The sequence below is a fragment of the Lewinella sp. IMCC34191 genome, from assembly GCF_003390935.1.
Classification (GTDB): Bacteria; Bacteroidota; Bacteroidia; order Chitinophagales; family Saprospiraceae; genus Neolewinella.
Window position 1 is genome coordinate 204415 of record NZ_QNQZ01000004.1, and the last position, 13016, is coordinate 217430.

The 13016-nt window shown below is 56.2% G+C and carries 13 protein-coding genes and 1 tRNA gene; 10 read left to right on the forward strand and 4 right to left on the reverse strand.

Features of this window, described 5'->3' with window-relative positions; genetic code table 11:
• Positions 1-43 precede the first annotated feature (43 nt).
• From DRW39_RS10040 to DRW39_RS10070, 7 genes are all read left to right on the forward strand, one after another.
• Positions 44-1987: a peptidylprolyl isomerase gene (locus tag DRW39_RS10040; RefSeq protein WP_116106905.1), complete on the forward strand. Its 1944-nt coding sequence runs from the start codon at positions 44-46 to the stop codon at positions 1985-1987.
• Positions 1984-2835 (forward strand): hypothetical protein, encoded by an 852-nt coding sequence (locus DRW39_RS10045; protein ID WP_232830115.1) that lies wholly within the window; start codon positions 1984-1986, stop codon positions 2833-2835. The genes DRW39_RS10040 and DRW39_RS10045 overlap by 4 nt, the downstream gene beginning before the upstream one ends.
• A gap of 8 nt (positions 2836-2843) precedes the next feature.
• Positions 2844-4241, forward strand: coding sequence for a peptidylprolyl isomerase (locus DRW39_RS10050; protein WP_116106906.1), 1398 nt, complete (start codon positions 2844-2846; stop codon positions 4239-4241).
• A 278-nt stretch (positions 4242-4519) separates the two neighbouring features.
• Positions 4520-4954, forward strand: coding sequence for a DUF2147 domain-containing protein (locus tag DRW39_RS10055; RefSeq protein WP_116106907.1), 435 nt, complete (start codon positions 4520-4522; stop codon positions 4952-4954).
• Positions 4955-5045: 91 nt separating this feature from the next.
• Positions 5046-5285: a hypothetical protein gene (locus DRW39_RS10060; protein ID WP_116106908.1), complete on the forward strand. Its 240-nt coding sequence runs from the start codon at positions 5046-5048 to the stop codon at positions 5283-5285.
• Between the two features lie 144 nt (positions 5286-5429).
• Positions 5430-5927 (forward strand): DUF937 domain-containing protein, encoded by a 498-nt coding sequence (locus tag DRW39_RS10065; RefSeq protein WP_116106909.1) that lies wholly within the window; start codon positions 5430-5432, stop codon positions 5925-5927.
• Between the two features lie 151 nt (positions 5928-6078).
• Positions 6079-6152 (forward strand) — tRNA-Asp (locus tag DRW39_RS10070).
• 193 nt (positions 6153-6345) lie between these two features.
• Here DRW39_RS10070 and DRW39_RS10075 read toward each other — a convergent pair.
• Both DRW39_RS10075 and DRW39_RS10080 read right to left on the reverse strand, forming a co-directional pair.
• The gene (locus DRW39_RS10075) at positions 6346-7221 is read right to left on the reverse strand and encodes an energy transducer TonB (protein WP_116106910.1); all 876 of its coding nucleotides are present in this window, start codon (positions 7219-7221) and stop codon (positions 6346-6348) included.
• 94 nt (positions 7222-7315) lie between these two features.
• Positions 7316-7867, reverse strand: coding sequence for a type 1 glutamine amidotransferase domain-containing protein (locus DRW39_RS10080; RefSeq protein WP_198664838.1), 552 nt, complete (start codon positions 7865-7867; stop codon positions 7316-7318).
• Between the two features lie 101 nt (positions 7868-7968).
• Here DRW39_RS10080 and DRW39_RS10085 point away from each other — a divergent pair, with 101 nt between their 5' ends.
• The gene (locus tag DRW39_RS10085) at positions 7969-9432 is read left to right on the forward strand and encodes an NAD-dependent succinate-semialdehyde dehydrogenase (protein ID WP_116106912.1); all 1464 of its coding nucleotides are present in this window, start codon (positions 7969-7971) and stop codon (positions 9430-9432) included.
• Between the two features lie 73 nt (positions 9433-9505).
• On the opposite strand, the gene DRW39_RS10090 is transcribed toward DRW39_RS10085, so the two are convergent.
• Both DRW39_RS10090 and queE read right to left on the reverse strand, forming a co-directional pair.
• Positions 9506-9715: a hypothetical protein gene (locus DRW39_RS10090; protein ID WP_116106913.1), complete on the reverse strand. Its 210-nt coding sequence runs from the start codon at positions 9713-9715 to the stop codon at positions 9506-9508.
• 116 nt (positions 9716-9831) lie between these two features.
• Positions 9832-10467, reverse strand: a complete 636-nt coding sequence (queE, locus tag DRW39_RS10095; protein WP_116106914.1) for a 7-carboxy-7-deazaguanine synthase — start codon at positions 10465-10467, stop codon at positions 9832-9834.
• A gap of 518 nt (positions 10468-10985) precedes the next feature.
• Here queE and DRW39_RS10100 point away from each other — a divergent pair.
• On the forward strand, positions 10986-11666 hold the full coding sequence (locus DRW39_RS10100) for an IMPACT family protein (RefSeq protein WP_198664839.1): 681 nt from the start codon (positions 10986-10988) through the stop codon (positions 11664-11666).
• Positions 11667-11826: 160 nt separating this feature from the next.
• Positions 11827-12945 carry a TRAP transporter substrate-binding protein gene (locus DRW39_RS10105; protein WP_116106916.1) on the forward strand — a complete coding sequence of 373 codons (1119 nt, stop codon included), beginning with the start codon at positions 11827-11829 and terminating at the stop codon, positions 12943-12945.
• Positions 12946-13016 lie beyond the last annotated feature (71 nt).

Consider the following 13016-nt stretch of genomic DNA (forward strand, 5'->3'; position numbering starts at 1 on the left):
CCGAAGGCCTTGTTTTCTTAGCTACCGGACATAACACAAGCATATGATCAAGTCTGTTATTGGACTCTTCCTGCCCGTAATCCTGGCGCTACCGCTGGCCGCGCAGGAGGATAGTGACGTACTCTTCACGGTGAGCGGGGAGCCCGTCACCGTGGGCGAATTCCGCTACATCTACAGCAAAACCAACGGGCAGGACGCCGACTTCAGCCGCGCCAGCGTGATGGAATACCTGGACCTCTACGAGCGCTTCAAGCTCAAAGTCGCCCGGGCCCGCGAGATGGGTCTGGATACCGTAGTCGCCCTGCAGAACGAGCTCGAGGGCTACCGCCAGCAACTGGCCGACAACTACTTACTGGATAAAGAGGTTACCGATAAGCTCGTCTCCGAACTCTATCGCCGCAAGCAGGAGGACGTGGACTTCAGCCATATTCTGGTTAGTCTTCCTTCCCTTATCCCGGCGGATACGCTGGCGGCCTACGAACGGGCGATGGACATCAGGGACGGACTGACGGCCGGCAATTTCGCTGACCGCGCCGCCGAGGTGAGTGACGACGCCTACAGTAAAAACGACGGGGGACACATCGGGTACGTCAATGCCCCCCTCCCCGGCGGCATGTACCGCTTGGAGGAAGCCATATACGAGGCGGCCGACGGAGAGGTAGTAGGACCCGTCCGTACCCCGGCCGGTTACCACCTGGTACTTAAGCACGGCTCCCGCCCCGCCTACGGGGAGGTGGAGATCGCCCACATCTTGCTGCGCAAGTCACCCGAAGCCGACCCTGACATGCAAAAGCAGCGCGCGGAAGAAGCCCGGGCGGCCCTGCGGAACGGTGAGTCCTTCGAGGACGTCGCCGCCGAATACAGCGAAGACGATAAGACCAGCCGGCAAGGGGGTTATATCGGCTTCTTTGGCATAAATCGCTACAACAAGACCTTTGAAGAAGCCGCCTTCGGGCTATCGGAGGACGGCGAGATCAGCGAAGTGATCGAAAGCCCCGTCGGCTTTCACATCCTGAAGCGAATTTCCCACCGCGGTATACAACCCGAGGCGGAGCAGGCCCCTCTTTTGGAGGCAGCCGTACGGCAGGATACGCGCTTTGCGGAAGCCCGCAAAGCGCTTTTCGACCGCCTGGAGCGGGAGTACGGCACGCGCAAAGTGGACGCTAATTACACTTCCTTCGTGAACGGACTGGATTCAACATTTTTCCAACTCAGTACGGATCTCAGCGCTGCCGACCGGGATGCGACCATCCTGGAAATTGGTGACCAGCAGTACACCACCGGTGACTTCGTGGATTACCTGGAAGCGAACGCCCGCCTGCGTTCCAGCCTGGAGCGCCGCTTCGAAGTCGAGGGGGCGGCGGAATCGCTGTTCGACAACTGGACGGACCAGCAGGTCGAACGCTACGCCGAAGCCCAACTGGAAGAGCAGTTCCCCGAATTCAAGGCGCTGATGCGGGAGTACCGTGAGGGCATCCTGTTGTTTGAGGCTACGAAACTCGAAGTCTGGGACCGGGCGGGTGAAGACACCACCGGCCTGGAAGCCTTCTTCGATGCGCATCGCGACCAGTACCGCTTCCCCCCACGGGCGCGCGTGCTGAAGTACACCGTCAATACCGCCGAAGGCACCGATGCACAAGCCGTTGCCCAAGCCGCCGAAAAGAATACCTCCGCCGAACTGATCGAGGAATTCGGTACCGACGGACTCCGAATCGAAGAGCAGGTATACGAAGAAGCGACCCTACCCAAGGGGGTTACGTTCAAGGCCGATACGCGGTCATCCGTAGACCAGGTAGACCGTAATAGCGCGGTCTTCTACCGCGTGGTGGAGATGCTTCCCGCCCGCCAGAAGGAACTGTCCGAAGCGCGGGGCTACGTCATCGCCGATTACCAGGATCAACTGGAAAGGCAATGGGTGGAAGCCCTGCGTAAAAAATTCGCGGTGAAGCGGAATGAACGTGTACTCGCCAAACTGATCGAATCTTGAGTAAATACCTGTTGGCGGCAACGGCTGTCCTGTGTTTACTGCGTTGCGGACCGGCCGAATCGACGAATACGGATGACCCCGTACTCGCCCGGGTACACCAGCGGGAACTCCGCCTTTCCGAAATGGAAGGTATGTTCCCGGACGGGGCGACCGCGGCGGATAGCGCCGTTATCATCGAGGCCTTTGCCAACCGGTGGGCGCGGGATGCGGTCCTGCTATGGGAAAGCGAGCAAAACGCACCGAGTGATCTTAACCTCGACCGCCTAGTGCGCGATTACCGGGCGAGCTTGGTTCGGAGCAGCTACGAAGAGCAATTGGTGTCAACCAAGCTCGACAGTTCCATCACGCAGGACGAACTGGAGCGCTTTTACGATGCCACCCAGGGGCAATACCAACTGGAGACGCCCATCGTGCGTTGTTTATTCATGCGGGTGCCCTACCCTACGCCAGAGGAGGAAAGCCTCCAACTGCTTTGGAACAATGGCAACCCGGAGGATACCGCCGCCCTGCGCCGGTACGCCCATAAATACGCCGAAGTAGCTTTACTAGACCAAACGGCCTGGTACGGTCTGGACCAGATCGCCTCGCAGCTACCGGAAGGTACCCTGACGGCCGACAATGTGAACACTAAACGGGAGTTCACGCAGCTCGATGGGACTAACCGGTATTACTTTCGCCTTTTCGACCTGCGGCCCCGGCTGGAAATCGCGCCGCTGAGTTACGTGGAGAATCAAGTCCGTCGGGCCATCCTCCACGGTCGCAAACGGGAAGTTCTCGAAGACAGCCGCGAAGAGATCTTCAGCCGGGAACTCCGGCGCGACAACATTGAATTTTTTACCAAGCGTTAAACGTAACCATGAATCATATCCTCGCCCTCCTGCTGTGCCTTACCGCCTCCAGCGTCTTCGCCCAAAGCGGTGCCGTGATCGACGAGGTGATTGCCCGCGTGGGCAGCGAGTACGTGCTGCTATCCGAACTGGAAGAGCAGTACGCCCTGGCCGAGTCACAGTCTAACGAAGCGCTACCCGCCGAAGCCCGGTGCGCCATGCTGGACCAGACCCTGGTCGGCAAACTGCTTTATAATCAGTCGAAGCTCGATAGTATTGAAGTTACCGACGCTGAAGTCGAGCAGCAGCTGAACGCCCGGATCGACCGCATCCTCAGCTACATGGGCGGCGATATAAACCAGTTCGAAGACTACTACGGCCAGAGCATCACGGCCACCAAGGAGCAGTTCCGGGAGGATCTGCGCGAGCAGCTGGCCGTCGACCGCATGCGTGCCTCCGTGGTCCGTGAGGTCAAGGTCACGCCGGCGGAAGTGAAGAATTTCTTCGGCGAGATACCCCGTGACAGCCTACCCTACTTCAACTCCGAGGTAGAGGTGGGAGAGCTGGTCATTCGACCAACCGCCAACGACTCTACCCGCGCCGCCGTGGTCGAACGCCTCGAAGGACTGCGGGAACAGATTATGGCCGGAGCGATCACCTTCGAGGAGGCCGCCCAGCAAAACAGTGCCGACGGTAGTGCCCGCGGCGGTGGCGATCTGGGATGGACGCAGCGGGGAAAGTTCGTCGCCGAGTTCGAGGCTGCCGCTTATAATCTGGATCCGGAGGAAATCAGTGACGTCGTAGAAACTGAATTCGGCTACCACCTGATCAAGCTACAGGGACGGCGCGGTAATTCGATCCGGGTAAGCCACATTCTCCTGCAGCCCGCCATCACCGAATCAGACATGGAAGAGTCGCGCATGTTCCTGGATAGCATTGCTAACCTGATTAAGGTAGACTCCTTCTCCTTCAGCTACGCGGTTAAGCGCTTCGGTTACGATAAGGTCCAGAGTTACAACAACGACGGACGTATGTCCAACCCCGCCAGCGGAAACACCTTCTTTGAGATCGGCGATCTGGACCCGGACGTTTACTTCGCCATCGACGAACTGCAGCTGGACTCTCTAAGCGGGGTGATGGAGTTCCGGGCCCCCACGGGCGATCCGTTGCTGCGCGTCGTTCAACTCCAGTCGCGGACCTCCCCCCACCGGGCTACCCTGAGCCAGGATTACGCCAAAATCCAGGATGCTACACGGAACGCGAAGCAACAGCAGTACCTCAGCGACTGGATTCAGGAAAAGGTAGGATCCACCTTTATCAAGATCGACGATCGCTACGCAGCCTGCCCGCAGATCAGGACCTGGTTAGAAGACAGCCGGAAGATCACGGTCGGTGGAAGTGATGGCAAGGTTGTGACGGGCAAATAGCCCCCCGACTTACGACAGTCGCTGGGGAAAGCAAAATGATATAGGTCGTTTACCAGAGGCCTATTTAAGCGGGACGCCGTCTGGTGTGCTTCCGGTAGTACTCGTATATCCAACTTTTTCAGGAAAATTCTATCCCCTGAATCCGGCATTCCGGCCCCGAAAAAAAAATTACATTTACGGAAAGGCTTATAAATACTAGGTTCCGGCATACTTTTTGAAAAAAAATGCTTCCGTCAACACCATGCCCACCCCATGGTCCGTTATACTCCCAACAACACATGAAACCACTTCTCTTTATTCTCAGCTTTAGCCTTTTCGGCACCGTTTTCGCACAGACTGACAGTCCAGTTGGCCGGTGGAAGACCCTTGATGACGATACCGGCGAAGCAAAGAGCATCATCGAAATTTACCGGCAGGGTGACGCTTACTACGGTAAGATCGCCGAAATTTTGACGGGAAACGACGATGCAGTCTGCACCGAATGCGATGGAGACCGAAAAGGAAAGCCTATTTTAGGCATGGTTATCATTGAGGATTTATCAGTTGATAACGACGAACCCGGCGAGTGGGACGGAGGCAAAGTCCTCGATCCGCAATCGGGTTCAGATTATCGCCTCAGCGTCTGGTACGAGGACGGGAACGCGGATGCGCTCTACGTACGCGGAAAACACTGGACCGGATTGTATAGAACACAAAAATGGATCCGCGAATAACATTCGGATCTTAACAGCGGGCCGGGCCACGTTTAATTCCCGGCTAGCATCTTTCATTTGACACTTTTGAATTTACACAATTACACTTTCCATGAAGCAAGACTTTACTCAAGAAGATTTGGTTGCCTATATCTATGGGGAAGCAGATAGGAACCAGATAAAGGCCACCGAGGCCGCCCTGGATGCCGATCCGCTGCTCGTCCACCAGCTCACCGAGCTGGTAGAAGCTCAGGCCAGCCTGCCCAAGGTGATGTTCAATCCTCGCCGCCGCATTGTGAAAGCTATACTGCGTTACGCGCGCAGCGAACCGAAGCCGCAACTTTGCTACTAATACACGCATTAAAAAGGCACCGTCGAAACTATCGACGGTGCTTTTTTCATTTAGCGCTAGTTTGATTTTCCAATGTCGGAACGTGTACGGTGCTTTCCGTCTGCCGGCCTGAGAAACTCAAACGAGCTTTAAAGTCTGCACAGCATGTTAGAATCGATTATAGACGCCGTCAAATCAGAAGTAATCTCCACCGTCAAGGAACGTACCGGCCTCGGCCCTCAGGAGGCAGAGAAAACGGTCCCCCTTGCTAAAGACTCGATCAGCGAGGGCGTAACCAGTGCCCTGTCCGGAGGCAACATCGGTGGAATCCTGGACATGATCAAGGGAGCCGGCGGAACTACGAATGCCGGTGGATTAGTTGAGAATGCGGTTTTTCAAGGCATTGCCGCCAAATTCGTCCATAAACTTACGGGGCAACTCGGCTTGTCCGAAGGGGTATCCCAAAAGGTCGCCGGAATCGTACTGCCCATGATCCTTTCAAAGTTGGCCGGTAAGACCCGGGAGGCCGGCGATACGGATGACATCGACAAGGGATCCCTCATGGATGTCCTAGGCATGGACGCCGGTGCTATCCTGGGGGGATTGTTGGGTGGAAAAGACAAGAAGGGAGGCTCCGGCGGACTGGGCAGCTTGTTTAACTAATAAACTCCGGCTGCTAAGTCCCTGAATGTAAGGGAGGTACTTGGTACCGACTAAAAATCTCGTGATTTTCTAGCCGAATGGCTTGCAAGGAACGTTCGGACGCCTGTATATTTGCCCTCGCAATCAGCGCTACGGCGCGAAATTGTTACCAGGTTTGGTAGTTCAGTTGGTTAGAATGCCGCCCTGTCACGGCGGAGGTCGCGGGTTCGAGTCCCGTCCAGACCGCAAAGGGCTCTCCGTTTGGAGGGCCCTTTTGCGTTTTCAGCGACTTCGGATAACGATTGATTGCCAGTTGCCCTCTCCCAGGGATCTGCGGAACGTGCATAACGCCTTCCGTCGTGTACGCTTCGCATACCAGCAGCCAGAAAGAAAGGGGCCCTTCCAGGAAGCGCCCCTTTCCGATGGTATCAGTAGGTATCTATCGATCAAGCTGAAACTTGACGGGCATGTTAAACATGACCCGCACCGGCCGTCCGGCCTGTAGCCCGGGGCGGAAGCCTTGGGTCTTATTATTGATCTGCCGGATGGCCCGCAGGGCTTCCTCGGTACATCCTCCCGGCACTTCACGCAATGCTTCCACGGATGATACGGATCCATCCTTCTCCACGACGAAGCGAACGTAGACCGTTCCTTCTATGCCGTTATTGCGAGCCATAGATGGGTAATGAATCTGGTCAGCAATAAACTGCATGAGTTCCCGGTCCGAGCAGGATTTTCGCTCCTCTCCATTCAGCTCCAGGCACGTTTTTCCGAAGACTGGCATGTGATCGGCAATGATGATGATCTCATCCGGATCCACTTTTGGTGGGGGCGGCATGGGCGGGGGCGGCGGCACGTTCTGTGGCCTCACGAGCTTAGGTTCCGCGGGAACGAAGCTATCCTCTTCCGCAATGGAATGGTCGACTTGCTCGAATGTCGGCGCTTCGTCGTCCGGCACCGGCTCAAAGACCGGGGGCGGCGGTGGCGGGGGCGGTGGTGGAGGGGGTGGTTTCCGATAGGTGATGGGGATATCCTCTTCGATCTCGCCCTGCAAATCCATCACCGGGGTAAAGACCTCAACCGGTTCATAGGTGGTCCAGTTCAGCGTCAGGAAAGCCGCAAAAATGGAAGCACTGAGGGCAAACCGGTGAAGAACGGGGGAATAGGAAAAGACAGTTGACCTGTCGGCTAATTGAGAAGGTGGCGTGACCCGGTGTTTGAGGTAACGACGGAGCATCACAACGCCTAACGCGGTAAGCAGGCATGCACCGACCATCCCCAACAGCACGGTGGTGCCACTGAAGGTATACAGCATGGTATAAAAATTAAAAGGGTTGGAGCGTGCGCCGGCTACACTAGATAGCTGACAGATGCACGCTCCAACCCTTTTGGTGGTCGGTGGAATTGGTTTAGCTCACGCCTACCTGGCTCTTCGACAAGACTTCTATGAATTTCTTGTTAAAAGCGGGGATATCATCCGGGTTCCGGCTGGATACCAGGTTTCCGTCCACCACTACTTCCTCGTCTTTGACGTTCGCTCCGGCGTTGGCCAGATCGGGACGTACGGACTTGAATCCGGTCATCGTTCGTCCCTTAACCAGTTCGGCGGAAATAAGCGTTTGTCCACCGTGACAAATGACGGCTACCGGCTTATTGCTGCTGAAGAAAGACTTGATGAATTTGATGGCTTTATCGTTGACCCGTAGATTGTCGGGATTAATCACACCACCGGGCAGGAGTAGGGCATCATAATCCTCGGGGTTGGCACTGTCGAGCGTCACGTCAACCTGATGGCTTCCACCCCAGTCGTCCATATCCCAGGCTTTGATCGATCCTGATTTCGGACTAACCAAATGCACCGTTGCGCCGGCTTCTTCCAGGGCTTTACGCGGCTTGGTATATTCCACTTCCTCGAATCCGGTAGTGGCGAGCGCAGCTATTTTTATATTATCGATTTGCATAGTAATGTAGTTTTTGTTTGTTAATTACTTGCTCATATTACGGATGCGGGTAAGCGGATGTTCGCCCATATACCGGCCGTCTTACCAGCCAAATCAGCCATATGACCATACAGGAAACATCTCTACTTCGGACTTCCGCTTTCCTTGATGGATCGTGGATCCCGGCCGATTCCGGCCGGACCTTCGCGGTGACCAATCCGTTTAATAGAGAGCTCATCGTCCATGTCGCCAATCTTGGAGCACCGGAAACCGAGCGAGCCGTAGCGGCCGCCTATAAGGCCTTCCCGATTTGGAGCGGCAAAACCGCTGGTGAACGATCCCAAATCCTTCGCAGGTGGTACGAATTAGTCATGGACTATAAAGAGGACCTGGCGATTCTCATGACCCTGGAGCAGGGAAAACCGATCTCCGAATCCCGCGCGGAGGTAAATTATGGTGCCTCCTTCGTGGAATGGTTTGCCGAGGAGGGGAAGCGGGCTTACGGCGATGTTATTCCGTCTCACCGACGCGATGCCCGTATCCTGGCCGTCAAGCAGCCGGTGGGCGTGGTGGCGGCCATTACCCCCTGGAACTTTCCTATTGCCATGATTACCCGTAAGGTCGCTCCCGCACTGGCGGTCGGTTGTACGGTAGTGGTGAAGCCCGCCGAAGACACGCCGTTGTGTGCCCTTGCCTTGGCATACCTGGCCGAGCGTGCCGGATTTCCGCCCGGTGTCTTCAACGTGATCCCCTCGGACGATCCCGCCGAAGTAGGCAAGGTCCTGACGACCGACCCGCGCGTTCGAAAGGTCAGCTTCACCGGCAGCACCCCAACCGGAAAACTGTTGATGAAACAGGCCGCTGGTACACTGAAGAAGTTATCGCTGGAATTGGGCGGCAATGCCCCCTTCATCGTATTCAACGACGCGGATATTCAATCGGCCGTGAAGGGAGCCATTGCTTCCAAGTACCGCAACGGCGGGCAGACCTGTGTGTGTACGAATCGATTCTTCGTGCAAGACGGCATCTACGACCAGTTCACGGCTGCCTTTGCCGAAGCCATTAGCGCTTTGAAGGTCGGTAACGGAATGGACGCTTCGGTTGACATCGGTCCGCTAATTAATGATTCGGCCATTGAGAAGGTGAACCGCCTGGTTAACGATGCACTGGATCGTGGTGCCCGGGTTATGGTCGGCGCTGAGCTATCAAATACCGGCCCGCGCTGCTACTCCCCTACCCTTCTGCTGGATGTGGATCCGGAAATGGACATTGCGCAGGAAGAAATATTCGGTCCCGTATCCTCCGTTTTCCGGTTTACGTCGGAAGCGGAAGTCATCGCGAAAGCAAACGATACGCCCTACGGACTGGCGGCCTACTTCTACGGAAACGATCACGCCCGAATTTGGCGAGTGGCCGAAGCACTGGACTACGGGATGGTCGGGATTAATACCGGCATGATTTCGACGGCCGTAGCTCCGTTCGGCGGCGTCAAGGAAAGTGGTTTTGGGCGGGAAGGCTCGAAGTATGGACTGGAGGATTATCTAACAGTCAAGTATCTATGCTGGGGCGGAATAGAAGGTGAATAGGAAGTGCTCTAACAACAGCGCCACCCTCCGTAATCGAAGGGTGGCGCTGTTCATAAGCTTTTGGGATAATCAATTAGGACTGCCCGGCCGAGAAGTGATTGCAGCCGAAGCTGGCCTCGGTGAGGAATTCCGTACTATTCGATGCGGACTGGTTTTGGAGGACGGGTAGTACGTACTTCATGCCGCTTTCGCTCAATACTTCGCATTCTCCGAAGTTCTCGCGATTCTGTACGGCGGGAGCTTCGTGTTCCCAGTGATTACAGTTTTTGCAGGTGGCTTCCATGATAATTTGCTTTTGGTTAGTAAATAATTACACTGTTAAAAGCTTAATTTACTCCTAAATGTTTGGCTAAACCGCTGTAAACCCGCAGTTTGTAAACAGACTAAATAAGGAGGCCGCTACTCGATTCCCATAATTTTATGGGTCTGCAGACTGACCTTCCAACGCGGATGACTCAGACAGTATGCTACCGTTGCGGCCGTATGATTGGTCCCGCGCTCATCTTTGGGCTGTAAAAAGAAGTGCTGGAATTTCATGTCGGCAAAGCGATCGGGCTGAGCTTGTGCCTCTCGCTGGGGATAGACCAGCTTGAGCTCGTCCCCCTGCGTGACCACCAGCTCAGCATTTGCCTTCGGGCTGACGCAGACCCAATCGATCTCTTTTGGCACCGGAAGGGTCCCGTTGGTCTCCACGGCCACTTCAAAGCCTGCGGCCTGCAGCGCGGATATGAGGGGCAGATCCAATTGCAGCAAGGGTTCGCCGCCGGTACAGACAACGTAAGGATTCCCGCCCCCGGGCCAGAGACGCTGCACGAGTTCCACGCATTCCCGCAGGGTATACCGACCGCCGTTCGTACCGTCGGTTCCAATGAAGTCCGTATCACAAAATTGGCAAACCGCCGCATGCCGATCTTCCTCGCGACCGCTCCAGAGATTACATCCGGTGAAGCGCAGAAACACCGCCGCCCTGCCGGACTGAGCGCCCTCCCCCTGTAGGGTATAAAAACACTCCTTGATTTTGTAGCTGCGTGGCATGGGTATGGAGACAAATCAGCTGTCGAGAGAGTTGCAAACCACGCGCTCACCTTTTTTAAAACATTTTGTTTATCTGAAATTGATGTTTATATTAGCACAGCCTTTTTAGTATCCCTCCCGCATTTCCCCGGACACCCTCATCATTTAAGGCAATCAATCAACATAGACAGGACTCCCCTCCTCCGCCAGGTACCGGCCGGGTAGGCCCCTGTCCGTTAACTTATGATCCGCTTGCCCCACCGGCACAGCTGGAAGGGCCACCGGCGTGGGCGGTGGTACGGGCGGAGCATGGGAGTCGGCGTGGCGGCGGTCGGGTGGGTTCTCCCACCCACTCTTCGGAGCCCTCTGCCCGCCCCAATCAACCTCCCCATCACGGAGGATAAGCCTCCAGGAATTCCCCATTTGAGGCGCAGATCCCAACCATTACAAGACCGTGCTAGCCGATGGCCGCAGTGCTCTGGCGATCCAGGCCTTGCGCCCCTAACACCTATCTTCCCCTCCGAAACCGCCACCAGAAATTGATACAGCCGCCCGACCCATCGCCCGATCAGTACCACGTTCCCGCAGGTTCGTCTAAAGGGGAGTTTCGCGATCGGGGGAGCAAATTCATCGCGGCCCTTTTCCCCGTACGGACGGAAGAGGAGGCCCTCGCCGCCGTTGAGGGGCAGCGTATCGCGCATCCTAAATGCAACCATCACTGCTATGCCTACCGCCTCGGTCAGGGTTCGGACCGCTGGCGTGCCAACGACGACGGTGAACCCAGCGGCACGGCCGGCAAACCCATTCTGGGACAGATCGACAAGGCTGGCCTCAGCGATGTTGCAGTCGTCGTCTCCCGCTACTTCGGTGGGACCAAACTCGGCACCTCCGGGCTAATCAATGCCTATCGCGAAGCCGCCCGCCTGGCAATCATCGACGTGGAAGTAACTACCCGCCAGCTCACGCAGACCGTCGTACTCGAATTTGGCTACGAGCTGATGTCGCCGGTGATGAGCGCCCTGAGCCAATTGCAGCTCGAAATGGCGAACCAGGATTTTGGGACGCAAGCCTACGTTGAACTAGCGCTGCCCCGGTCGACGGCACCGGCTACACTCCGGGAGTTGCAGGCACTGATTGCTGGAGTATACGTGGAAGAAGTCGACGACGCTTTCTCCATACCGGGGCTGTCCATTACGCTTTCCGAGCCAAGTCCTGCCTGAGAAAGTTTTCTAATAATGGCGACGGAGCGTAGGTAAAATGCCATCCGGTAGTTGGAAATGCCTTTACCTGCGCTCCGCCGCAATACACGGATAATGTCCGCCCAGGAGGGGGAAGGACACATCACTGCCGTTACAAAGCCTTATTTTAACCGGCTCCTAGATGAGTATGATGGATCGCAGGAAAATTCTTCAGGGCATTGCTGCGGGTACAATCGGTCTTCCGCTTGCGTTGCGTCTATTGGGTGGCGAGGGGCACGCCCAATCGACGGCATCTTCCGTAAGCGGAGAACGATTCGACTGGAAGATGGTCACTACCTGGCCCCCGGGGTTCCCCATCCTGGGCGAAGGTTGCCAGATGCTGGCGGATATGTGCCGCGAGATGTCCGGCGGTCGCCTGAATATTACCGTCTACGGAGGGGGGGAACTGGTCCCGGCCCTGGAAGCCTTTGATGCCGTACGGCAGGGAGCGGCCGAGGTAGGTAGCGGGGCTGCATATTACTGGGCCGGCAAATTGCCCGCCGCGCAGTTCTTCGCCGGCTTCCCCTTCGGACTCAACGCCCAACAGATGAACGCCTGGTTGCTGGCCGGCGGCGGGATGGAACTGTGGCGTGAACTCTACGCTACGGTAGGGCTACTCCCCTTCGCCGGTGGAAACACGGGCGTGCAGATGGGTGGGTGGTTCAACCGAGAGATCAACTCGGTCGATGACTTTCGCGGCCTTAAAATGCGGATGCCCGGACTCGGCGGCCGCGTGCTGGAACGGCTGGGGGGTACGCCTGTCCTCCTACCCGGTGGCGAAATTTACACAGGGCTCGAACGCGGTATTCTCGACGCTACGGAGTGGGTCGGCCCCTACCACGACTACATCATGGGCTTTCATGAAATAGCTAAGTACTACTACTATCCAGGCTGGCACGAACCCGGGACAAACTTTGAATTTTTCGTCAACCTGGAAAAATACCGGGAGCTTCCATCGGACTTGCAGCGGATATTTGCCGTAGCGACCCATTACATCAATGTGTATACGCTGTCAGCCTTCGAAGCGAAAAACGCCGAATACCTGGCCAAGCTAAAGGAGGTGCCTACCCTATCCATCCGACCTTACCCAGCTGAATTACTCGATCTGGCCCGCCGGGTCTCGGTAGAGGTGATGGATGAATACGCCGAATCCGACGCCACTACCCGCAAAGTATACGATTCAATCCAACGGTTTCAGCAACTGGCCAAACCCTGGAATGCCATCACGGAACAATGGTTCTACGATGGCCTCCGTACTTGATTGCAACCGAGCTAGTTGGTAAGTAACCCGGCTTCTTCAAGAATGGCACATCGTGGAAGCAGAGCGGAACA

Coding starts and splice junctions, on each gene's coding strand:
- DRW39_RS10060 (WP_116106908.1), top strand. CDS start 5,046: ATGAAGCAAGACTTTACTCAAGAAGATTTGGTTGCCTATATCTATGGG.
- DRW39_RS10080 (WP_198664838.1), bottom strand. CDS start 7,867: ATGCAAATCGATAATATAAAAATAGCTGCGCTCGCCACTACCGGATTC.
- DRW39_RS10050 (WP_116106906.1), top strand. CDS start 2,844: ATGAATCATATCCTCGCCCTCCTGCTGTGCCTTACCGCCTCCAGCGTC.
- DRW39_RS10055 (WP_116106907.1), top strand. CDS start 4,520: ATGAAACCACTTCTCTTTATTCTCAGCTTTAGCCTTTTCGGCACCGTT.
- queE (WP_116106914.1), bottom strand. CDS start 10,467: ATGCCACGCAGCTACAAAATCAAGGAGTGTTTTTATACCCTACAGGGG.
- DRW39_RS10065 (WP_116106909.1), top strand. CDS start 5,430: ATGTTAGAATCGATTATAGACGCCGTCAAATCAGAAGTAATCTCCACC.
- DRW39_RS10075 (WP_116106910.1), bottom strand. CDS start 7,221: ATGCTGTATACCTTCAGTGGCACCACCGTGCTGTTGGGGATGGTCGGT.
- DRW39_RS10105 (WP_116106916.1), top strand. CDS start 11,827: ATGAGTATGATGGATCGCAGGAAAATTCTTCAGGGCATTGCTGCGGGT.
- DRW39_RS10085 (WP_116106912.1), top strand. CDS start 7,969: ATGACCATACAGGAAACATCTCTACTTCGGACTTCCGCTTTCCTTGAT.
- DRW39_RS10090 (WP_116106913.1), bottom strand. CDS start 9,715: ATGGAAGCCACCTGCAAAAACTGTAATCACTGGGAACACGAAGCTCCC.
- DRW39_RS10040 (WP_116106905.1), top strand. CDS start 44: ATGATCAAGTCTGTTATTGGACTCTTCCTGCCCGTAATCCTGGCGCTA.